Origin of the sequence: Streptomyces sp. RFCAC02 (genome assembly GCF_004193175.1) — a bacterium.
GTDB lineage: Bacteria > Actinomycetota > Actinomycetes > Streptomycetales > Streptomycetaceae > Streptomyces.
The window spans coordinates 4,187,501-4,209,390 of record NZ_SAUH01000001.1; the positions used below are offsets into that span (position 1 = coordinate 4,187,501).

Genomic DNA, 21,890 nt, shown 5'->3' on the forward strand with positions numbered 1-21,890 from the left:
GGTGGGCGGACTGGTTGGTGGTTGAGAATTGCACAGTGGACGCGAGCATCTGTGGCCAAGTTGTTAAGGGCGCACGGTGGATGCCTTGGTACCAGGAACCGATGAAGGACGTGGGAGGCCACGATAGTCCCCGGGGAGTTGTCAACCAAGCTGTGATCCGGGGGTTTCCGAATGGGGAAACCCGGCAGTCGTCATGGGCTGTCACCTGCCGCTGAATGTATAGGCGGTGTGGAGGGAACGCGGGGAAGTGAAACATCTCAGTACCCGCAGGAAGAGAAAACAACCGTGATTCCGGGAGTAGTGGTGAGCGAAACCGGAGGAGGCTAAACCGTTTGTGTGTGATACCCGGCAGGGGTTGCGCAGGCGGGGTTGTGGGAGCGCACTTCAGTTGTCTGCCGGCAGCTGGGGGAGTGAGAAACCATTGTGGTAGTCGAAGGGCATGCGAAAGGCCCGGCGTAGAGGGTAAGACCCCCGTAGGCGAAATCATGATGGCTTCCTTGTGTGTTTCCCAAGTAGCACGGGGCCCGAGAAATCCTGTGTGAATCTGGCGGGACCACCCGTTAAGCCTAAATATTCCCTGGTGACCGATAGTGGATAGTACCGTGAGGGAATGGTGAAAAGTACCGCGGGAGCGGAGTGAAATAGTACCTGAAACCGTGTGCCTACAAGCCGTGGGAGCGTCGCAACAAGTGCTTGCGCTTGTTGTCGTGACTGCGTGCCTTTTGAAGAATGAGCCTGCGAGTTTGCGGTGTGTTGCGAGGTTAACCTGTGGTGGGGAGCCGTAGCGAAAGCGAGTCCGAAGAGGGCGTTTGAGTAGCATGCCCTAGACCCGAAGCGGGGTGATCTAGCCATGGGCAGGGTGAAGCGTGGGTAAGACTGCGTGGAGGCCCGAACCCACCAGAGTTGAAAATCTGGGGGATGACCTGTGGTTAGGGGTGAAAGGCCAATCAGACTCCGTGATAGCTGGTTCTCCCCGAAATGCATTTAGGTGCAGCGTCGTTTGTTTCTTGTCGGAGGTAGAGCACTGGGTAGGTGATGGGCCTTACCGGGTTACTGACCTTAGCCAAACTCCGAATGCCGGCAAGTGAAGGACGGCAGTGAGACTGTGGGGGATAAGCTCCATGGTCGAGAGGGAAACAGCCCAGAGCATCGACTAAGGCCCCTAAGCGTGTGCTAAGTGGGAAAGGATGTGGAGTCGCAGAGACAGCCAGGAGGTTGGCTTAGAAGCAGCCACCCTTGAAAGAGTGCGTAATAGCTCACTGGTCGAGTGATTCTGCGCCGATAATGTAGCGGGGCTCAAGTACACCGCCGAAGTCGTGTCATCGCGTAAGCGATGGGTAGGGGAGCGTCGTGTGCTGGGTGAAGCGGCCTTGTAAGGGTGTCGTGGACGGTACGCGAGTGAGAATGCAGGCATGAGTAGCGATACGCACGTGAGAAACGTGTGCGCCGATTGACTAAGGGTTCCTGGGTCAAGTTGATCTGCCCAGGGTAAGTCGGGGCCTAAGGCGAGGCCGACAGGCGTAGTCGATGGATAACCGGTTGATATTCCGGTACCCGCTGTGAAGCGCCAGCGCTGAATCTCCTGATGCTAAGCCCGTGAAGCCCTGCACTGCCTTCGGGTGGTGTGGTGGTGGAGCCGGTGGTCCGAGGGGGTAGTAGGTGAGTGATGGGGTGACGCAGGAAGGTAGTCCATCCCGGGCGGTGGTTGTCCCGGGGTAAGGGTGTGGCCCGTCGTGCAGGTAAATCCGTGCGACATGTGGGTGAGGCCTGATGCGGAGCCGATTGTGGTGAAGTGGATGATCCTATGCTGTCGAGAAAAGCCTCTAGCGATGTTTCATGGTGGCCCGTACCCGAAACCGACTCAGGTGGTCAGGTAGAGTATACCGAGGCGTTCGGGTGAACTATGGTTAAGGAACTCGGCAAATTGCCCCCGTAACTTCGGGAGAAGGGGGGCCGCTTCTGGTGAAGACCTTTTCGGTTGGAGCTGGGGGTGGCCGCAGAGACCAGCGAGAAGCGACTGTTTACTAAAAACACAGGTCCGTGCGAAGCTGTAAGGCGATGTATACGGACTGACGCCTGCCCGGTGCTGGAACGTTAAGGGGACCGGTTAGCTCTTTCGGGGGCGAGGCTGGGAACTTAAGCGCCAGTAAACGGCGGTGGTAACTATAACCATCCTAAGGTAGCGAAATTCCTTGTCGGGTAAGTTCCGACCTGCACGAATGGCGTAACGACTTCTCGACTGTCTCAACCATAGGCCCGGTGAAATTGCATTACGAGTAAAGATGCTCGTTTCGCGCAGCAGGACGGAAAGACCCCGGGACCTTTACTATAGCTTGATATTGGTGTTCGGTTCGGCTTGTGTAGGATAGGTGGGAGACTGTGAAGCTTGAGCGCCAGCTTGGGTGGAGTCGTTGTTGAAATACCACTCTGGTCGTGCTGGATGTCTAACCTGGGTCCGTGATCCGGATCGGGGACAGTGTCTGGTGGGTAGTTTAACTGGGGCGGTTGCCTCCTAAAGAGTAACGGAGGCGCCCAAAGGTTCCCTCAGCCTGGTTGGTTATCAGGTGGTGAGTGTAAGTGCACAAGGGAGCTTGACTGTGAGACTGGCGGGTCGAGCAGGTGCGAAAGCAGGGACTAGTGATCCGGCGGTGGCTTGTGGGAGCGCCGTCGCTCATCGGATAAAAGGTACCCCGGGGATAACAGGCTGATCTTCCCCAAGAGTCCGTATCGACGGGATGGTTTGGCACCTCGATGTCGGCTCGTCGCATCCTGGGGCTGGAGTTGGTCCCAAGGGTTGGGCTGTTCGCCCATTAAAGCGGTACGCGAGCTGGGTTTAGAACGTCGTGAGACAGTTCGGTCCCTATCCGCTGTGCGCGTTGGAGTCTTGAGAAGGGCTGTCCCTAGTACGAGAGGACCGGGACGGACGAACCTCTGGTGTGCCAGTTGTCCTGCCAAGGGCATGGCTGGTTGGCTACGTTCGGGAGGGATAACCGCTGAAAGCATCTAAGCGGGAAGCCTGCTTCGAGATGAGGACTCCCACCCACTTTGATGGGGTAAGGCCCCCGTTTGACGAGCGGGTTGATAGGCCGGAGATGGAAGCCCTGTGAGGGGTGGAGTTGACCGGTACTAATAGGCCGAGGGCTTGTCCATAGATGCTCGCGTCCACTGTGAAGTTCGAAGCCGGCCTGGCTGGTGCACCCAAAGGTGTTCCGGTGGTCATGGCGGAGAGGAAACGCCCGGTTACATTCCGAACCCGGAAGCTAAGCTCTCCAGCGCCGATGGTACTGCATGGGGGACCGTGTGGGAGAGTAGGTCACCGCCGGACAATTATTGAATGAAGAGGCTCTGTCAGGGAGTTGTTGATTCCCTGACAGAGCCTCTTCTTTTTTGTGTTCCCGGGCCGCGGTGAGACGCCGGGGCACCCGCAATCTCAGAGGCGGCCGGCCGCCTTCAGCATCAGATAGGTGTCGGCCAGCGCCGGCGGAAGCTGCCCCGGATTCCCCTCCACCACCGTGACACCGATACGGATCAGGCGCTCGGCGGCCGCACGCCGTTCCGCGCGGTACCGCTCAGCCGCCGCGGCCCCGTACACCCCCGCGTCCGTGCCCCGCTCACGGGCCATGTCCTCGATCCGCGGATCGGTGACCGACGCGACGACCACGACGTGCCGTCGCGCCAGCCGAGGCAGCACGGACAGCAGCCCCGCCTCGCCGGTCACGCTGTCGAGATCGGTGAACAGGACGACCAGCGAACGCTGCCTCGCCACCGAAAGGGCCGATGACACGAGCGCGCGGGAATCCGTCTCCACCAACGCCGGTTCCAGCGCGGCCAGGGCGTTGACGACGGCGGGCAGCACCTCCGTCCCCGACACACCCAGGACCGCCGCACGCGGAGCGCGGTCGAAAGCCAGCAGATCCACCCTGTCCCCCGCGCGGGCCGCGAGCGCGGTGAGCAGCAGAGCCGCGTCCATCGACGCGTCAAGACGCGGCGCGTCACCGACCCGCCCCGCCGACGTGCGGCCCGTGTCGAGCACCAGCAGCAGACGACGGTCCCGCTCCGGACGCCACGTGCGGACGGCGACCTCCGACTGACGTGCCGTCGCCCGCCAGTCGATCGATCGCACGTCGTCCCCAGGGACGTAGGCGCGCAGACTGTCGAACTCCGTGCCCTCACCCCGGGACAGCACGGTCGTGCGGCCGTCCAGCTCCCGCAGACGCGCCAGTTTCGCCGGAAGGTGCTTGCGGCTCGTGAACGGCGGCAGGACCCGCAGCACCCACGGCACGTCATGGCTGCCCTGCCGCGCGGCCAGGCCCAGCGGCCCGTGCGAGCGGACCGTCACCCGCACCGGACGCAGGTCGCCCCTGCGCGTCGGCACGAGCGTCGTCGTCACGCGGCGCCGCTCGCCCGCAGGCACGGTCAGCCGGTGCCGCGACCCGGCGAACGCGGTGCCCGGGCGCCAGCCGCTCGGCGGCCAGGCGTCACGGAGGTCCGCGCGCAGCGGACGGCCCGAACCGTTCGTCACGGTCAGTACGATCGGGGCCTCGTCGCCGAGCCGCACCGAGACCGCCCCGTCGCGCGCCAGGCCGAGCGTCCGCACCGGCGCGGCCGTCGCGAGGTCGACGAGGACGGCCGCGAGGACGACGAACAGCACCGCGAGGACGGCCCCCCAGCCGGGGAACCCCACCACCACGAGCGTGCCGAGCGCCGCAAGGAGCGCGGCACGTCCCGACAGCGCCATCAGCGGGGCACCGGGACGCGCGACAGCAGACCGGTCAGCACGCCGTCCGCCGTCACACCCTCCATCTCGGCCTCCGGACGCAGCCGCACCCGGTGCCGCAGCGTCGGCAGCGCCAGTGCCTTGACGTCGTCGGGAGTCACGAACGCGCGGCCCGACAGCCACGCCCAGGCGCGCGCCGTGCGCAGCAGCGCGGTCGCGCCGCGCGGTGACGCGCCGAGGGCCAGCGACGGCGACTCGCGGGTGGCCCGGCAGACGTCCACCACGTACGCGGTGACCTCCGGCGCGACGGTCACGGCCGCCACCTCGGCGCGGGCCGCCGCCAGTTCGGCGGCGCCCGCGACCGGCCGGACACCCGCCGCCGCCAGATCGCCCGGATCGAACCCGGCCGCGTGGCGCGTGAGGACGTCGATCTCCTGCTCGCGGCTCGGCAGCGGCAGCACGAGCTTCAGCAGGAAACGGTCGAGCTGCGCCTCGGGAAGCGGGTAGGTGCCCTCGTACTCCAGCGGGTTCTGCGTGGCGGCGACCATGAACGGGTCGGGCAGCGGGCGCGGGACGCCCTCGACGGACACCTGGCGCTCCTCCATCGCCTCCAGCAGGGACGCCTGCGTCTTCGGCGGCGTCCGGTTGATCTCGTCCGCCAGCAGGAGGTGCGTGAAGACCGGCCCCTCCTGGAACGAGAACTCGGCGGTGCGCGCGTCGTAGACGAGGGAGCCCGTCACGTCGCTCGGCATCAGGTCCGGCGTGAACTGGACGCGCTTGGTGCCGAGGTCCAGGGCCGTCGCCAGCGTGCGGACCAGGAGCGTCTTGGCGATGCCCGGCACACCTTCGAGGAGGACGTGGCCCCGGCACAGCAGGGCGACGACCAGGCCGGTGACGGCGGCGTCCTGGCCCACCACGGCCTTGCCGATCTCGGTGCGCAGGGCCTGGAGTGCGGCGAGCGGCCCGGCCGGTCCCGGGTCTGTCGGTGCGGTCACGTCGGGCGGTCCTTGCCTCTCGGGTGTGCGGGGTCACTGGATGCGTGCGGGGCGCCGGGGGCGAGCCGGCGTTCGAGCGCATCGAGGTCGCCGGCCAGGCGCACCAGCGCGGCGTCGTCCGCCGGCGGCGGGCCGAACAGCAGGTCGTGGACGTGCGGCGCGGGATCGCCCGTGCGGGCGGCAACGGCCCCCGGGAGCTCGCCCGGGGAGTGGGCGGCGGTCGCCGCGAGGCCGGCGAGCGGTGCCAGGCGGGTGCGGGCGGCCGTCCTGAGCGCGTCGGCGGCGGTGTCCCTGGCGCCCGCGCGGTGGTAGAGGCGGGCGCGGCCCTCCGTCGTCTCGGCCGCGTGGACCACGACGGGCAGCCGCTCGGTGACGACCGGGCCGAGGCGGCGGGCACGCCAGAGGGCGGCCAGGACGGCGGCGATCGCGAGCTGGAACGCGCCCCAGCGCCAGGCGGGATGGGTCAGTCCGAGGACGGAGGAGTCGCCGCTGCCGCCGGTCACCTCGTCGCCGGTGGGGAAGTACCACACGACGTGCGGGCGGGAGCCGAGGAGCTGGAGGGCGAGGGCGGCGTTGCCCTCCTCGTCGAGGTGTTCGTTGCGCAGGAGGTCGGGGGAGCCGAGGACGACGGTGTCGCCGCCGGAGTCCGGGAGGAGCAGCAGGGTGGACAGTCCGGCCACCGGGTAGCAGGCGGTCGTGCCGGAGGAGCTGTCCGTGTAGCCGAGGCCGCCGAGGCGGACCGTGCCCGCGCGCCCGGCGGGGGCGTAGGCGCATGACGGGGCGGCGGCCTCCTCGGTCGTCCCCAGCTCCGTGGCCGTGAGCCCGGGGGCGAACGCGTCGAGGGCGGGGCCGTCGGGGGCGAGCAGCACCGTCCTGCCGCCGGTGTCCGCCGTGGCGCCGCGGAGGGTGGTCGCGGCCGTGTCGCTCAGGGCGGCGGCGTGCGGGAGGACGAGGGTGGTTTCGCCGGACGCGGCCGCGGCCGCCTCGCGGGCGGTGGTGACGACGGTGGTGTCGACGCCGTGGTCGGCGAGCAGTTCCGCGAGGGCGCGGGTGCCGGACGGGGTGGCGGAGCGCGGGTCGAGGGAGCCGTGGTCGTCGTCGCCGATGAGGGCGATGAGGAGTCCGGCGGCGGCCAGGATCGCGGCCGCCAGGAGGAAGCCGCGGCCGCGCCGCCACAGGGCGCGGGCGGTGGGCGACACGGAGGAGCCGGTGGCGGGAGCGGTCGTCGTCACCGGGCGGCCGTCCCGGAGGCGGCGGGGGTGGGCAGGACGGGGCGCGTGTGCGCCGCGGCGTCGTCCAACTCGGCGACGCGGGCGTAGTCGGTCGCGTCGGCGGGCCTGCCGCCGTAGGTCACGGCGTCGAACGTCATGGCGGCCGCGCGCAGTGCGTCGGCGAGGGCGGGCAGGAAACGGCCGGCCTCGGCGGCGGCCTCGCCCGCGGTACGGCCCGCGCTGTGGTCGACGAGGGCGCGTTCCTCCAGCGAGCGGACGACGGCGCGCATCCGTTCCTGGACGGCCGGGGTCCAGCGGCCGGCCGCCGCGTGCCCGGCAGCGGCCGCGCGGTGCTCGGCCGCGGTACGGGGCCGGCCGGGGAACAGGGTGCCGTCCCCGCGGCGCCGTGCCGCGGCGCGCGGCCGGCCGAGCCGCAGCCACAGTGCCGTGACCAGCGCGACGAGGAGGACACCGATGACCGTGAGGCCGACCCAGTCGCCCGGGGTGCGGAACGCGACGTCCTCCAGCACGCCGAAGACGTGCTCCCACACCCAGGAGAGGGCGCGGCGGAACGGCCCCGGCTCGTGCTGCGTGTAGAGGCTCCGCGACAGCTCGCGCCGCGCCTCCTCGCGGGCCGTGCCGCGGTCCACGTCGATCGGCGGCCCCGGCGCGTCGGCCCGCGCGAGGAGACCGTACGGCGGGCGCGGCACCGTTCAGGCCCCGGGGGACGGGGCGGCGCCGGCGGCGCGGGCCAGTTCGATGTCCAGGGCTTCCCGGCGGATGCGCTGGTCCATGTAGAGGAGGGCGACGACACCGGCCTGGACCGGCAGGGTGATGGCGGACGCGATGACCGCGCCGACGCCCGTGACGGCGAGGTAGCCGACGGAGGTGCTGCCGACGCCGGTCAGGGTGTCGCCCGTGTCCGCGCCGGAGACGGCCGAGGCGAGGAACCCGGCGGGGATCTGGATGATGTTCGAGACGATGACGATCAGGACCATCATCAGCAGCTGGACGCCGAAGACGCGCCACCAGGAGCCGCGGACCAGCTTCCACGAGCGGCGCAGCGCCGCGACGACGCCCTGCCGCTCCAGCATGAGGGCGGGCGGGGCCAGCGAGTACTGGACGATGAGCCAGACGGCGAGGACCACACCTGCCAGGCTCAGGACGGCGGTGAGGCCGCCCGAGCCCGACAGGGCGCCGACGGTCACCGGCACGAGGACGGCGGCGGCCCCGATCAGCGGGACGAGGAGCGAGAGGCCGAGGAGCCGCAGCAGGCGCGGGCGGGAGTCCCGCCACGCCTCGCCGACCGTGACCGAGCGGCCGAGAACGGCGCGGCTCACCACGATGGTGAGCATGGCGGTGGCGATGAGGGAGCCGAGGATCGCGACGACGCCCGCGACACCCGCGTAGGCGAGGACGTCGCCGAGGGCGCGTTCGATCTCCTCATCGGTCGGGTCGGAGTCGTCCTGGAGGAGGGCGAGGGAGTCGGCGTCCACCCACAGGCGCATCGCGACGGCCGAGATCAGCTGGGTGACGACGGCGATGAGCAGCGTCACGGTGAGGACGGTGCGCCAGTGGGTGCGGGCCGTGGCGACCGCGCCGTCGAGTATCTCGCCGACGCCGAGGGGACGCAGCGGGATGACGCCGGGTTTCGGCACGCTCGCGGCCGGCTGCCAGCCGGGGGCGGCCCAGCCCTGCTGCCCGCCGCCCCAGCCGGGCGGCGGCGGAGGTGCCTGGCCCCAGCCCTGGGGCGCCTGGGGCGGGGCGGGCGGTGGCGGGTCGGCGGGCCGGTGGTCCGGAGGGCCGTCCTCCGGCGGCGGGGACCCCGGCGGGACCCAACCCGGCGCGTCACTCACACTGTCACCTCGTTCCGTCGGGGCCGTGCGGCCCGCGGGAGATCGTCACGTCCGCTGCCGCCCATCGTGCCATGGGGGTGGGACGGGCGTGCCGACCGCGCCTCCCGGCTTCTCACGCGGAGGCGGTGCGGGCAGACTGGCCCAATGGCTGATCACGGACTCGCCGCCCTGCGCTGGGCGGAACCTCCCGACGGGCCGGTGCTCGTCCTCCTCGACCAGACGCGGCTTCCGGACGCCGAGGAGGAACTGGTCGTCACGGACGTGCCGGGGCTGGTCGAGGCGGTGCGGGCGCTGGTCGTCCGGGGAGCGCCGGTGCTCGGCCTCGCCGGGGCGTACGGGGTGGCGCTGGCCGCCGCGCGCGGGTTCGACGTGGAGGAGGCGGCCCTGCTGCTGGCCGACGCGCGGCCCACGGCGGTGAACCTGGCGTACGGCGTGCGGCGGGCCGTCGCGGCGTACCGGTCGGGCGGTGCGGCGGCGGCGCTGGCCGAGGCGCGGGCGATGCACCGGGAGGACGCGCTGGCCGGTGAGCGGATGGAGGAGGCCGGGCTCGGGCTGCTGGGGGAGCTGGTGCCGGGCGGCGGGTACCGGCTGCTGACGCACTGCAACACGGGGATGCTCGTGTCCGGCGGGCGGGGGACGGCGTTCGCCGTGGCGCGGCGGGCGCACGAGGCGGGGGAGCTGCGGCGGCTGTGGGTGGGGGAGACGCGTCCGCTGCTGCAGGGCGCGCGGCTCACGGCGTGGGAGGCGGCGCGGGCCGGGATGCCGTACACGGTGCTGGCGGACGCGGCGGCGGGGTCGCTGTTCGCCGCGGGCGAGGTGGACGCGGTGCTGGTGGGGGCGGACCGGATCGCGGCGGACGGGTCGGTCGCGAACAAGGTGGGGACGTATCCGCTGGCCGTGCTGGCGCGGCACCACGGGGTGCCGTTCCTCGTGGTGGCGCCGGTGGCGAGCGTGGACCCGGAGACGCCGGACGGTGCGGCGATCCCGGTGGAGCAGCGGGCGTCGCACGAGGTGACGGAGCTGCGGCCGGGGGTGGTGGTGGCGCCGGTCGGCGCGCAGGCGTACAACCCGGCGTTCGACGTGACGCCGCCGGAGCTGGTGACGGCGCTGGTGACGGAGGCGGGTGTGGTGTCGCCGGTGGGGCGTGACAGTCTTGCGGCGCTGTGTTCCGGCTCACGCGGCGCGAAGTCGTGAATCAGGGGATGGGATGATGAGGGTATGAAGGGACGCGTACTCGTCGTCGATGACGACACCGCTCTGGCGGAGATGCTCGGCATCGTGCTGCGCGGCGAGGGTTTCGATCCGTCGTTCGTGGCCGACGGGGACAAGGCGCTGGCCGCGTTCCGGGAGATCAAGCCGGATCTGGTGCTGCTCGACCTGATGCTGCCGGGCCGGGACGGGATCGAGGTCTGCAGGCTGATCCGGGGCGAGTCCGGTGTGCCGATCGTGATGCTGACGGCGAAGAGCGACACGGTCGATGTCGTCGTGGGGCTCGAGTCGGGTGCCGACGACTACATCGTGAAGCCGTTCAAGCCGAAGGAGCTGATCGCCCGCATCCGGGCGCGGCTGCGGCGGTCCGAGGAGCCGGCGCCCGAGCAGCTCGCCATCGGTGATCTGGTGATCGACGTGGCGGGGCACTCGGTGAAGCGGGGGAGCCAGACGATCTCGCTGACGCCCCTGGAGTTCGACCTGCTGGTGGCGCTGGCGCGCAAGCCGTGGCAGGTGTTCACGCGCGAGGTGCTGCTGGAGCAGGTGTGGGGGTACCGGCACGCGGCGGACACGCGGCTGGTGAACGTGCATGTGCAGCGGTTGCGTTCGAAGGTGGAGCGGGACCCGGAGCGTCCCGAGATCGTCGTGACCGTGCGGGGCGTGGGGTACAAGGCGGGGTCGGGCTGACGTGCCCGACCGGCTGTGGAGGCACGGGTCCCGGCTGCTGACGGAGGGGGCGGCGACCGGGGCGCAGCCCGCCATCCGGATCTTCGGCCGCTGGGCGCGGGGGCCGCTGCTGTCGGTGATGCGCCTGTGGCGGCGGAACATCCAGCTCCGCGTGGTCGTGAGCACGCTGCTGCTGTCGCTCGCCGTGGTGCTGGTGCTGGGCATCGTGGTCATCGGGCAGGTGCGCAACGGGCTGCTGGAGGCGAAGCGGCAGACGGCGCAGAGCCAGGCCGAGGGCGGGTTCGCCGTCGCGCTCGACCTGGCGACGGACGCGGCGGACTCGGCGAACGGGCAGCCGGTCGACTCCCGCAACTGGCTGAACTCGATGGTGCTGCAGCTCGCGAGCGGCGGGCAGGGCGTCTACTCGGTGCTCGCGCTGAGCTCGGACCAGTCGAAGCCGTTCCCCGGTGAGTCGGACCTGACGCGGTGGGCGCCGCGCGGCTCGCAGGACGTGCAGCCGTCGAGCATCACCGCGGAGATGCGGGAGGCGCTGGACCGCGATCCGGCGACGCACCGGCAGTACGGGACGATCGTGCGGCCGGACGGGGAGACGGAGAAGGCGCTCGTCATCGGCAAGCGGCTCACCGACAACCAGGGCAACCCGTACCAGCTGTACTACCTCTTCCCGTTCGCGCAGGAGGAGAAGTCGCTGAGCCTGGTGACGGGCACGATCGCGACGGCCGGTGTGTTCGTGGTGGTGCTCCTCGGCGCCATCGCGTGGCTGGTGGTGCGGCAGGTCGTGACGCCGGTGCGGATGGCGGCGCGGATCGCCGAGCGGCTGGCGGCGGGGCGGCTGCAGGAGCGGATGAAGGTCAGCGGCGAGGACGACATCGCGCGGCTGGGCGAGTCGTTCAACAAGATGGCGCGCAATCTGCAGGGCAAGATCCAGCAGCTCGAGGAGCTGTCGCGGATGCAGCGGCGGTTCGTGTCGGACGTGTCGCACGAGCTGCGGACGCCGCTGACGACGGTGCGGATGGCTGCGGACGTGATCCATGAGGCGCGCACCGAGTTCGACCCGGCGACGGCGCGGTCGGCGGAGTTGCTGCTGAGCCAGCTCGACCGGTTCGAGTCGCTGCTCGCCGACCTGCTGGAGATCTCGCGGTTCGACGCGGGTGCGGCGCAGCTCGAGGCCGAGCAGACCGACCTGCGGGACGTCGTGAAGCGTGTCGTGGAGGGTGCCGAGCCGCTGGCGGAGCGCAAGGGCAGCCGGCTGCTGGTGCGGGGGGCGGCGCGGCCGGTCGTGGCCGAGGTGGATCCGCGGCGCATCGAGCGGGTCGTGCGCAACCTGGTGGTCAACGCCATCGAGCACGGCGAGGGCCGGGACGTCGTGGTGCGGCTCGCGGCGGGGCGGGACGGCCGTGCGGTGGCGATCGCGGTGCGGGACTACGGCATCGGGCTGCGGCCGGGGGATGCCGAGCAGGTGTTCAACCGGTTCTGGCGCGCGGACCCGGCGCGGGCGCGGACGACGGGCGGCACGGGGCTCGGACTGTCGATCGCCGTCGAGGACACGCATCTGCACGGCGGGCGTCTCGAGGCGTGGGGCGAGCCGGGCGGGGGCGCGCAGTTCCGGCTGACGCTGCCGCGGGCGACGGGGGATCCGCTGCGGGGCTCGCCGCTGCCGCTTGAGCCGCGGGACGCGCGGGCGCGGCGGGCGGCCGGCGCGGCGGTGCGGGTGCCCCGCCAGGCGGGGACGGCCGTACTCGACGGTGCGGCGGACGTGCGGGACGCGACGGGTGGCGGGGATGACGGTCATGGGCGGTGAGCGGGCGGCCGGTGGCCGGATACGGGCGGGTGTGCGGCGGTGGCGGCGTGGTGCCGGGCTGTTCGCGGCCGGTCTCGTGGTGGCGGGCTGCGCGGCGATGCCGGGCGACGGCCCCGTGCAGCGGGTGGAGACCTCCGAGCGGTCGGACAACGACACGCAGGGAGTGCGGGTGTGGGCCGTCCCGCCGGAGGACGACGACTCGCCGACGCAGATCGTGCGCGGCTTCCTCGAAGCGATCACGAGTGACGATCCGGACTTCGAGACGGCCAAGGAGTACCTGACGCCGGAGCGGCGCGAGGAGTGGGAGCCGTTCGCGGGGACGTCCGTGCTGTCGGCCGGGCCGCAGGTCACGCCGGTCACGGACAGTCCGGTGGAAAGCGGCGAGCACGGGGTGGACGCGGCGCAGGACGACACGCAGCGGATCACCCTCAGCGGCACGCGGATGGCGTCGGTGGACGAGTCGCGGGTGTACGCGCCGCGGTCCGGGGACTACGAGGCGACGCTCCTGCTGCGGCGTACGGACGGGCAGTGGCGCATCGACGACCTGCCCGACGGCCTGGTGATGGGGGACGCCGACTTCAGCCGCATCTACCGCTCCGTGAACACGTTCTATTACGCGGACCTCGGGGCGGAGTCGGGGCGGGTCGAGCAGGGCGGCGATGTGCTGGTGGCCGACCCGGTGGTCGTGCGGCGCCGCATCGAGCCGGTGTCCGACGCGATCGAGGCGCTGCTCGACGGCCCGAGCGAGTGGCTCGATCCGGTGGTCGGCTCGGCGTTCCCGCCGGGTGCGCGGATGGTCGGCGACGGGGCGCGGGTCGACGACTCGCAGCGCCTCACGCTGTGGCTGGCCGGCATACCGGCCGACTGGCCGCCCAGCCGGTGCGAGGAGATGGCGGCGCAGTTGCTGCACACGGTGCGGGACGTGCGGGACTCCACATCGGTCGAGGTGTCGGAGGCGCGGCTGCTGACCGAGTCCGGGGGGCGGCTGTGCAGCCTGTCGGAGAGCGGCGCGGAGCAGCATGCGCCGGGGCTGCTCGACGGGGACACGGAGCGCCCGTACTTCCTGGACGCCGAGCACCGGCTGGTGTCCGTGGCGGACGACGGGACGGCGCGTCCGGTGCAGGGCGTCCTGGGCCGCAGCGACGCGGAGAACCCGGGGTTGCGGTCGGTGGCGATCGACCGGACGCGCGCGTACGCGGCCGGGGTGAGCACGGACGGTCAGCGGCTGTACACGGCGCCGCTCACGGGCGGGGAGGGCGTGACCGAGGTCTACGCCGGGGCGACCGCCGGGGAGGACGCTGGGCTGAGCGCGCCGAGCTGGGACGGGCTCGGTGACCTGTGGGTGGCCGACCGGAACCCGGACGACCCCGCGCTGCTGCGGCTGACGGGCGGCCGGGGCGAGGCGGTGGAGATTCCGGTGGACGGGCTGCGCAGCGGGCAGCGGATCGAGGCGGTGCGGGTCGCGTCGGACGGGGTGCGGATCGCGATGCTGATCAGCGGTCCGGACGAGGAGGAGACGCTGCAGCTCGGTCGGATCGAGCGTGCCGAGGGCGCGGACGGTGTCGAGGTCGCGGTCAGCGATCTGCGGCCGGTGGCGCCGCAACTGGTCGACGTGGCCGCCGTCTCGTGGGCGGGCGACAGCCGGCTGGTCGTGGTCGGGCGGCCGTCGGACGGGGTGGAGCAGCTGCTGTACGTCCAGACGGACGGGTCCATGGTGAACACCCCCTCGGTTCCCGGGCTGAACGACGCGACGGGTGTCGCCGCCGCCGAGGAGGAGAGCGAGCCGCTGCTCGCCGAGACGGCGGGCGGCATCGCCTGGCTCGCCGACGGGACGCAGTGGAAGAAGATCGACGGCGGGTCGGCACCGGTCTATCCGGGCTGAGGGCGGGGTGCGGTCCGGCCGTCCGGCGGGCGGCGGGGCCGCGATACGAAAGTCACGCGTCCACCTACTTTCGGCGACTGGTCGGTGACTCTCCGTTCCGTCAGTGTTGAGGCATGACCGATGTGCTGCGCGTCTGGACGCGCGAAATGATCTCACTGGCCCTGCCGACGCCCTGCCCCGGGTGCGGAGGAGGACGGGCGGGCCTCTGCCCGGCCTGCGTCGTGGTGCTGTGCGGGAGTCGGCCCCGCCGGGTCCGGCCGGTGCCGCGGCCGCCCGGCCTGCCGCGTGTGCACGCCGCCGCGCCCTACCGCGACCAGGCCCGCGCCGTGCTCCTGGCCCACAAGGAGCGCGGCGCCCTGATGCTCGTCGGTCCGCTCGGGCGGGCGCTGGCCCTGAGCGCGGCCGCCGCCATCGGGCCGCGCGGCGGGACCGGGCCGCCGAGCCGGGGCGATCCGGTGCCCGCCCCGGGAGCCGTCGCGCGTGCGGCGCCGGCGCGCCCGGTCCTGCTGGTGCCGGTGCCCTCCGCGCGGGCGGCCGTCCGCGGGCGGGGTCATGACCCGGTGCGGCGGATGGCGCGGGTGGCGGCCGGGTGGCTGCGCCGGTGGGGAGCGGAGGCCCGGATGCGACCGGTCCTGCGGCAGCGGCGTGCGGTCGCCGACCAGTCGGGGCTTCCGGCCGCCCGGCGTGCGGCGAACCTCGCCGGGGCGCTCGTCGTGCGGCACGGTGCCCTCCGGCGGGACGACCCGGTGCTGCTGGTGGACGACCTGGTGACGACGGGCGCCTCCCTCGCCGAGGCGGCGCGGGCCGTCCGGGCCGCGGGCGCCGCCGTCCTCGGCGCGGCGGTGGTGGCGGGTCCCCCGGACGAGTGGTTCTGAGAAAGGGCTGGGGCGCCGCGGGCCGGCCGGAGGCGCGGACCGGCCCCGGGACCGGGAAGCACATCGTGGTGAAGGAGGTTCGGCTGTCCGGCGGCACTCGAAAGAGGTACGTTCGGAAGCAGGCGATAAGGGAACAATCCCGACACGCCGAGGCGGGTGCCGGTCAGGGACGGCCGATCTTCGATCACCCGGCCTCCGATCGGGACGGATGTTGATCTTGGTCCCGGGGGAGAAGGAGGTGAAGTCGAAACCCCGATGCAATGCCGACGGGGCGCGGAGTTCACCGGCCCGTCGGCCCAGTGCACCACAGGAGGTGCGCCGCGGTGCGGGCTGCACCTCCGGGAACGGAGTTCTGCGTGGACATCGTCGTCAAGGGCCGCAAGACCGAGGTGCCGGACCGCTTCCGGCGGCACGTGGCCGAGAAGCTCAAGCTGGAGAAGATCCAGAAGATCGACGGCAAGGTGACCCGCCTCGACGTGGAAGTGTCCAAGGAGCACAACCCGCGTCAGGCCGACCGTTCCGACCGGGTGGAGATCACGCTGAGGCACCGCGGGCCGGTGGTGCGCGCGGAGGCATCCGCCGCCGACCCGTACGGCGCCCTCGACCGGGCCGTGGAGAAGCTGGAGTCCCGGCTGCGCAGGCAGCACGACAAGCGTCGCTGCCGCCGGGGCCGGGACCGCATCCCCGCCGGCGAGGTCCTCGACGCCGTCCCCGAGGCGGCCGTGCTCTCCGGGGACGGCTGGACGGCCGGCGCCGACGAGGAGCCGGAGTCCCCGCCGGTCCGGCGGGTCGGCCCGCTCGTCGTCGAGGGCGACGGCCCGCTCGTCGTCCGCGAGAAGACCCACACGGCGGCCCCCATGACGCTGGAGCAGGCGCTGTACGAGATGGAGCTCGTCGGCCACGACTTCTACCTCTTCGTGGACTCGGCCAGCGGCCTGCCGAGCGTCGTCTACCGGCGGCACGCCTACGACTACGGCGTGATGCACCTGAAGACCGACGTGTCCGTCACCATCCCGCCCCAGGGCGCGGGCGGCGCGCTCGGCGGCTGAACCGGAGGTCCGTGGCGGCACCCCCGGACGGCCGGTTTCACCGCCCGTCCGGGGGTGTCCCCGTGGAATCATGGGGTCGCCGAGGGTGGCAGACCGATGACGGCCGGCAGGGGGAGGATGCATGGCGGACACTTTCGGACCGACGATGCCGCACGCACGGACGGGCCAGGACCCCGACGGGCCGCCCGGAGCGCACGAGAAGCCCGAACCCATCCGCGTCCTCGTCGTCGACGACCACGAACTCTTCCGGCGGGGCCTGGAGATCGTCCTCGCCCACGAGGAGGACATCGAGGTCGTCGGTGAGGCGGGGGACGGCGCCGAGGCCGTCGAGAAGGCCGCCGACCTCCTGCCCGACATCGTCCTGATGGACGTGCGGATGCCCCGGCGCGGCGGCATCGAGGCGTGCACCGCCATCAAGGAGGTCGCCCCCAGCACCCGCATCGTCATGCTGACCATCAGCGACGAGGAGGCCGATCTCTACGAGGCCATCAAGGCGGGCGCCACCGGCTACCTCCTCAAGGAGATCTCCACCGACGAGGTGACCGCAGCCATCCGCGCCGTGGCCGACGGACAGTCGCAGATCAGCCCCTCCATGGCGGCGAAGCTGCTGACCGAGTTCAAGTCGATGATCCTGCGCACCGACGACCGCAGACTCCTGCCTGCGCCCCGGCTCACCGACCGCGAGACGGAGGTCCTGCGGCTCGTCGCCACGGGACGCAACAACCGGGACATCGCCAAAGAACTCTTCATCAGCGAGAACACCGTCAAGAACCACGTGCGGAACATCCTGGAGAAACTCCAGCTCCACTCCCGCATGGAGGCCGTGGTCTACGCGGTCCGCGAGAAGATCCTCGACCTGGAGACCGGCTGAGCGACCGGACCGGTCAGCCGGCCGCCCGCGCCAGCTCCGCGACCAGCGGCCCCAGCGCCTCGGCAGGCGTCGTCCGCTCGACGCGGACCGTGTCGCACCCGACCCAGCGCGCGGCCTCCCCGAGCGCCCGCGCCATCGCCGGCACCGACCGCGCCGCCCCGGCCGCGCCGCCCTCGAAGGCGGCGTGCCGGGCGACCAGGGTCCCGCCCTCGCGCGCGGGATCGACCCGGCCGAGCAGCCGCCCGCCCGACAGCAGCGGCATCACGAAGTACCCGTACACCCGTTTCGGCCGGGGCACGTACGCCTCGAGCCGGTGGGTGAAGCCGAAGACCCGCTCGGTGCGCCGCCGGTCCCACACCAGCGAGTCGAACGGGGACAGCAGCACCGTCCGGTGCCGGCCGCGCGTCTCGGACGCGAGCGCCGCCGGGTCCGCCCAGGCGCGGCCCGGCCCGTCCCCGCCCCAGCCCGCCACCTCGACCGGGACCAGCCCGCTGTCCCCGACGACCGACCTGACCTGCGCCGCCGTGAGCCGGTAGTAGTCCGCGAGATCGGCCACCGTCGCCACGCCGAGCGCCGTGCCCGCCTGCGCGACCAGCCGCCGCAGGCAGGCGGCGTCGTCCAGGTCGTCGTGCAGCAGGTCGGCGGGGATCGCGCGCTCGGGCAGGTCGTACACGCGTTTCCAGCCGCGCCGCCGCGAGACCACCACGTCCCCCGTCATCAGCGCCCGCTCGACGGCGATCTTGGTGTCGCTCCAGTCCCACCACGCCCCGCCGTTCTTCGCGCCGCCGAGCTCGGTCGCCGTCAGCGGCCCCTCGGCCCGCAGACGCGCCAGCACCTTGTCGCGCGCGGGGGACTGCGCCGTCCCGCGCTGCGCGGCACGGGCGCGGTAGGCCCGCCTGCGGAACGCGAACAGCGGCCACTCCGCCATGGGCAGCACACATGCGGCGTGCGACCAGTACTCGAAGGCATGGTCGCCGCTCCAGTACGCCTCGTCCACGGCCGACGGCCCGACCGCGCCGAGCCGCGCGTACGGCACGAGGGCGTGCGAGCGGGCGAGCACCGAGATCGTGTCGAGCTGCACGGAGCCCAGCCGACGCAGGACGCCGCCCACACCGCCGGACCGGTCCACCGCGCCCAGGAGGCCCTGGGCGCGGAGCGCGAGCCGGCGGGCCTCGTCGGCGGCGAGCCGGACGACCGGGGCGGTGACGGGCGGAAGCACGGAAGGGGCGTTCATGCAAGCGATCGTAGAGCCGACCACTGACACGCGTCCCGGCGCTCGCATACCATGGCCGGTGCGGCGGGGCCACTCGCTGTGCCCGCACATCCACCAAGGCGCCAGGCCCGACCGGCAAGGAGACCAGCTCCCGTGTCCGTCCTCAACAAGCTCATGCGTGCAGGCGAGGGAAAGATCCTGCGCAAGCTGCACCGCATCGCCAACCAGGTGAACTCCATTGAAGAGGACTTCCTTGAACTGTCGGACGCCGAGCTGCGGGCCCTGACCGACGAGTACAAGCAGCGGTACGCGGACGGCGAGACGCTCGACGACCTGCTGCCGGAGGCGTTCGCCACCGTGCGCGAGGCGGCCAAGCGCGTGCTCGGCCAGCGCCACTACGACGTGCAGCTGATGGGCGGCGCGGCCCTCCACCTCGGGTACGTGGCCGAGATGCGCACCGGTGAGGGGAAGACCCTCGTCGGCACGCTCCCCACCTACCTGAACGCGCTGTCGGGCAAGGGCGTCCACCTGATCACCACCAACGACTACCTGGCGCAGCGCGACTCGGACTGGATGGGCCGTGTCCACCGCTACCTCGGGCTGTCCGTCGGGTGCATCACGGGCGGCATGACCCCCGCCAAGCGCCGCGAGCAGTACCGCTGCGACATCACCTACGGCACGAACAACGAGTTCGGCTTCGACTACCTGCGCGACAACATGGCCTGGTCCAAGGAGGAGCTGGTCCAGCGCGAGCACAACTTCGCCGTCGTCGACGAGGTCGACTCCATCCTGATCGACGAGGCCAGGACCCCGCTGATCATCTCCGGCCCGGCCGACCAGGCCACCAAGTGGTACTCGGACTTCGCGAAGCTCGTGCAGCGGCTGGAGAAGGGCGAGCCGGCCGTCCCGACGCGCCAGATCGTCGAGACCGGCGACTACGACGTGGACGAGAAGAAGCGCACCGTCGCCATCCACGACGCGGGCGTGAGCAAGGTCGAGGACTGGCTCGGCATCGACAACCTCTACGAGTCCGTGAACACCCCTCTCGTCGGCTACCTGAACAACGCCATCAAGGCGAAGGAGCTGTACAAGAAGGACAAGGACTACGTCGTCCTCGACGGCGAGGTCGTCATCGTCGACGAGCACACCGGCCGCATCCTCGCCGGCCGCCGCTACAACGAGGGCATGCACCAGGCGATCGAGGCGAAGGAGGGCGTGAAGATCAAGGACGAGAACCAGACGCTCGCCAAGATCACGCTCCAGAACTACTTCCGCCTCTACGACAAGCTCGCCGGCATGACCGGTACCGCGATGACCGAGGCCGCCGAGTTCCACCAGATCTACAAGCTCGGTGTCGTGCCGATCCCGACGAACCGGCCGATGGCCCGCAAGGACCAGTCGGACCTGATCTACCGGACCGAGGTCGCGAAGTTCGCCGCGGTCGTCGAGGACATCGTCGAGAAGCACGAGAAGGGGCAGCCGGTCCTCGTCGGCACCACCTCGGTCGAGAAGTCCGAGTACCTCTCCCAGCAGCTCAACAAGCGCGGCGTCCGCCACGAGGTCCTCAACGCGAAGAACCACGAGCGCGAGGCCGCGATCGTCGCCAAGGCGGGCCGCAAGGGCGCCGTCACCGTGGCCACCAACATGGCGGGCCGCGGCACCGACATCAAGCTCGGCGGCAACCCGGACGACATCGCCGAGGCCGAGCTGCGCGCCAAGGGCCTCGACCCGGTCGAGCACACCGAGCAGTGGAAGGAAGCGCTGCCGGAGGCCCTGAAGCGGGCGGAGAAGGCGGTCGAGAAGGAGTTCGAGGAGGTCAAGGAGCTGGGCGGGCTCTACGTCCTCGGCACCGAGCGGCACGAGTCCCGCCGTATCGACAACCAGCTCCGCGGCCGTTCCGGACGCCAGGGCGACCCGGGCGAGTCGCGCTTCTACCTGTCGCTCGGGGACGACCTCATGCGGCTGTTCAAGGCGCAGATGGTCGAGCGCGTCATGGCCATGGCCAACGTGCCGGACGACGTGCCGATCGAGAACAAGATGGTGACCCGCGCCATCGCCTCCGCGCAGGGCCAGGTCGAGCAGCAGAACTTCGAGATCCGCAAGAACGTCCTGAAGTACGACGAGGTCCTGAACCGCCAGCGCGAGGTGATCTACAGCGAGCGGCACCGCGTCCTCGCCGGCGAGGACCTGCGCGAGCAGATCGGCTTCTTCATGGACGACACGATCGACGCCTACGTCCAGGCGGAGACCGTGGAGGGCTTCGCCGAGGAATGGGACATGGACCGCCTCTGGGGCGCGTTCAAGCAGCTCTACCCCGTGCGGATCACGGTGGAGGACCTGGAGGAGGAGGCCGGCGGCCGGGACGGTCTGACGCCCGAGTTCATCGCCGACTCCATCAAGGAGGACATCCACGCGCGCTACGCGGAGCGCGAGGAGGAGCTCGGCGCCGAGGTGATGCGCGAGCTGGAGCGCCGTGTCGTGCTCTCCGTCCTCGACCGGAAGTGGCGCGAGCACCTCTACGAGATGGACTACCTCCAGGAGGGCATCGGCCTGCGCGCGATGGCGCAGCGCGACCCCGTGGTGGAGTTCCAGCGCGAGGGCTTCGACATGTTCACCGCCATGATGGAGGGCATCAAGGAGGAGTCGGTCGGCTACCTGTTCAACCTGGAGGTCCAGGTCGAGCGGCAGGTCGAGCAGGTGCCGGTGCAGGCGGGCGCCGCCGACAAGGAGCAGGCCGCGGCCGGTGCCGAGCAGGAGGCCGTGGGCGCCGGTGCGGCGCGCGGCGGCGCGCCGGCGATCCGCGCCAAGGGCCTGGAGACGCCGAAGCGCGCGGACCGGCTGCACTTCTCCGCGCCGACCGTGGACGGCGCCGGCGGCGTGGTCGAGGGCGACTTCACCGCCGAGAGCACGGCCGACACCACCGTCGGCGACGGCACGACCCGCGCCGAGCGCCGCAAGGCGCAGAAGGGCGGCCGGCGCCGCAAGAAGTGACCGCCGCTCCCGGCCGGTGACGGGCGGGCGGCGCGACGGATGGACGGCCGGTGGGCGGCCCCGCACGGGGCCCGTCCGCCGGCCGCTGTGCGGACGGGGTCATGCGACGGTGTCCAGCTCGATCGCGCAGCACATCCAGCGGCCGGTGGGTGTCCGCTCCAGGCGGAACGCCAGTGCCCGCGTCCGGTCGCCGACCGCGATCCTGGCGAACGCCTCGATGACGCCGGGACCGGGCCGGCACACACCGACCGCGCGCAGGGCGGGTTCGCACCGCTCGCCCGGTGACGGCCGCAGCGGCGCCCCGGGCGCCAGGCGGACCAACTGGTCGTACGCGACGGCGCGGGCGTGGCCGAGGAGCGCGTGCACCGGGCGCCGTCCGCTCAGGACGAGCAGGAGCTGTTCGGCGAACCAGTCCTGCGGCCGCGGGTGCGCGGCCGGGCGGGCCGCGGGCGTCAGGGCGCGCTGCGGCCGGCCGGTGTCGGACCGGCGCGGTGGGCCGGCGCGGCTCGGGCCGCGGCTGTCTGTCCTCATGG

The 21,890-nt window shown here is 71.6% G+C and carries 14 protein-coding genes, 2 rRNA genes and 1 pseudogene; 10 read left to right on the forward strand and 7 right to left on the reverse strand.

Annotation, left to right across the window (positions count from 1 at the left end; all coding sequences use genetic code 11):
* Nucleotides 1-53: 53 nt before the first annotated feature.
* Together EMA09_RS19500 and rrf are read left to right on the forward strand one after the other, a co-directional pair.
* A 23S ribosomal RNA gene (locus tag EMA09_RS19500) occupies nt 54-3,150 on the forward strand.
* Between the two features lie 58 nt (nt 3,151-3,208).
* Nucleotides 3,209-3,325 (forward strand): 5S ribosomal RNA (rrf, locus tag EMA09_RS19505).
* A 105-nt stretch (nt 3,326-3,430) separates the two neighbouring features.
* On the opposite strand, the gene EMA09_RS19510 is transcribed toward rrf, so the two are convergent.
* From EMA09_RS19510 to EMA09_RS19530, 5 genes are read right to left on the reverse strand one after another with little or no spacing between them, the layout of a single operon-like run.
* The gene (locus EMA09_RS19510) at nt 3,431-4,738 is read right to left on the reverse strand and encodes a DUF58 domain-containing protein (protein ID WP_129842295.1); all 1,308 of its coding nucleotides are present in this window, start codon (nt 4,736-4,738) and stop codon (nt 3,431-3,433) included.
* Nucleotides 4,738-5,712, reverse strand: coding sequence for a MoxR family ATPase (locus EMA09_RS19515; protein ID WP_129842296.1), 975 nt, complete (start codon nt 5,710-5,712; stop codon nt 4,738-4,740). The genes EMA09_RS19510 and EMA09_RS19515 overlap by 1 nt, the downstream gene beginning before the upstream one ends.
* On the reverse strand, nt 5,709-6,944 hold the full coding sequence (locus tag EMA09_RS19520; RefSeq protein ID WP_129842297.1) for a DUF4350 domain-containing protein: 1,236 nt from the start codon (nt 6,942-6,944) through the stop codon (nt 5,709-5,711). The genes EMA09_RS19515 and EMA09_RS19520 overlap by 4 nt, the downstream gene beginning before the upstream one ends.
* Nucleotides 6,941-7,633: a DUF4129 domain-containing protein gene (locus EMA09_RS19525; RefSeq protein ID WP_129842298.1), complete on the reverse strand. Its 693-nt coding sequence runs from the start codon at nt 7,631-7,633 to the stop codon at nt 6,941-6,943. Before EMA09_RS19525 ends, EMA09_RS19520 begins: the two co-directional genes overlap by 4 nt.
* A 3-nt stretch (nt 7,634-7,636) precedes the next feature.
* Complete coding sequence (locus EMA09_RS19530) at nt 7,637-8,779, reverse strand: glycerophosphoryl diester phosphodiesterase membrane domain-containing protein (protein ID WP_129842299.1); 1,143 nt, start codon at nt 8,777-8,779, stop codon at nt 7,637-7,639.
* Nucleotides 8,780-8,923: 144 nt separating this feature from the next.
* On the opposite strand from EMA09_RS19530, the gene mtnA reads away from it, so the two are divergent.
* From mtnA to EMA09_RS19565, 7 genes and pseudogenes are all read left to right on the forward strand, one after another.
* Nucleotides 8,924-9,973, forward strand: coding sequence for an S-methyl-5-thioribose-1-phosphate isomerase (mtnA, locus tag EMA09_RS19535; protein WP_129842300.1), 1,050 nt, complete (start codon nt 8,924-8,926; stop codon nt 9,971-9,973).
* A gap of 24 nt (nt 9,974-9,997) precedes the next feature.
* On the forward strand, nt 9,998-10,675 hold the full coding sequence (mtrA, locus tag EMA09_RS19540; protein WP_052848402.1) for a two-component system response regulator MtrA: 678 nt from the start codon (nt 9,998-10,000) through the stop codon (nt 10,673-10,675).
* A 1-nt stretch (nt 10,676) separates the two neighbouring features.
* Nucleotides 10,677-12,476, forward strand: a complete 1,800-nt coding sequence (gene mtrB / locus EMA09_RS19545) for an MtrAB system histidine kinase MtrB (protein WP_129842301.1) — start codon at nt 10,677-10,679, stop codon at nt 12,474-12,476.
* Nucleotides 12,466-14,358 carry an LpqB family beta-propeller domain-containing protein gene (locus EMA09_RS19550; protein ID WP_129842302.1) on the forward strand — a complete coding sequence of 631 codons (1,893 nt, stop codon included), beginning with the start codon at nt 12,466-12,468 and terminating at the stop codon, nt 14,356-14,358. The genes mtrB and EMA09_RS19550 overlap by 11 nt, the downstream gene beginning before the upstream one ends.
* A 113-nt stretch (nt 14,359-14,471) precedes the next feature.
* The gene (locus EMA09_RS19555) at nt 14,472-15,233 is read left to right on the forward strand and encodes a phosphoribosyltransferase family protein (RefSeq protein WP_346655842.1); all 762 of its coding nucleotides are present in this window, start codon (nt 14,472-14,474) and stop codon (nt 15,231-15,233) included.
* 323 nt (nt 15,234-15,556) lie between these two features.
* Nucleotides 15,557-16,282 (forward strand): ribosome-associated translation inhibitor RaiA, encoded by a 726-nt coding sequence (raiA, locus tag EMA09_RS19560; protein WP_240796469.1) that lies wholly within the window; start codon nt 15,557-15,559, stop codon nt 16,280-16,282.
* A 205-nt stretch (nt 16,283-16,487) separates the two neighbouring features.
* Nucleotides 16,488-17,153: pseudogene (locus EMA09_RS19565) on the forward strand (response regulator transcription factor); the annotation flags it as partial.
* 13 nt (nt 17,154-17,166) lie between these two features.
* Here the strand turns inward: EMA09_RS19565 and EMA09_RS19570 are convergent.
* Complete coding sequence (locus tag EMA09_RS19570; protein WP_129842305.1) at nt 17,167-18,387, reverse strand: crosslink repair DNA glycosylase YcaQ family protein; 1,221 nt, start codon at nt 18,385-18,387, stop codon at nt 17,167-17,169.
* 132 nt (nt 18,388-18,519) lie between these two features.
* Between EMA09_RS19570 and secA the strand changes: the two genes are divergently transcribed.
* Nucleotides 18,520-21,357 (forward strand): preprotein translocase subunit SecA, encoded by a 2,838-nt coding sequence (gene secA, locus EMA09_RS19575; protein ID WP_129842306.1) that lies wholly within the window; start codon nt 18,520-18,522, stop codon nt 21,355-21,357.
* Nucleotides 21,358-21,456: 99 nt separating this feature from the next.
* On the opposite strand, the gene EMA09_RS19580 is transcribed toward secA, so the two are convergent.
* Nucleotides 21,457-21,888 (reverse strand): Rv3235 family protein, encoded by a 432-nt coding sequence (locus EMA09_RS19580; protein ID WP_240796470.1) that lies wholly within the window; start codon nt 21,886-21,888, stop codon nt 21,457-21,459.
* Nucleotides 21,889-21,890 lie beyond the last annotated feature (2 nt).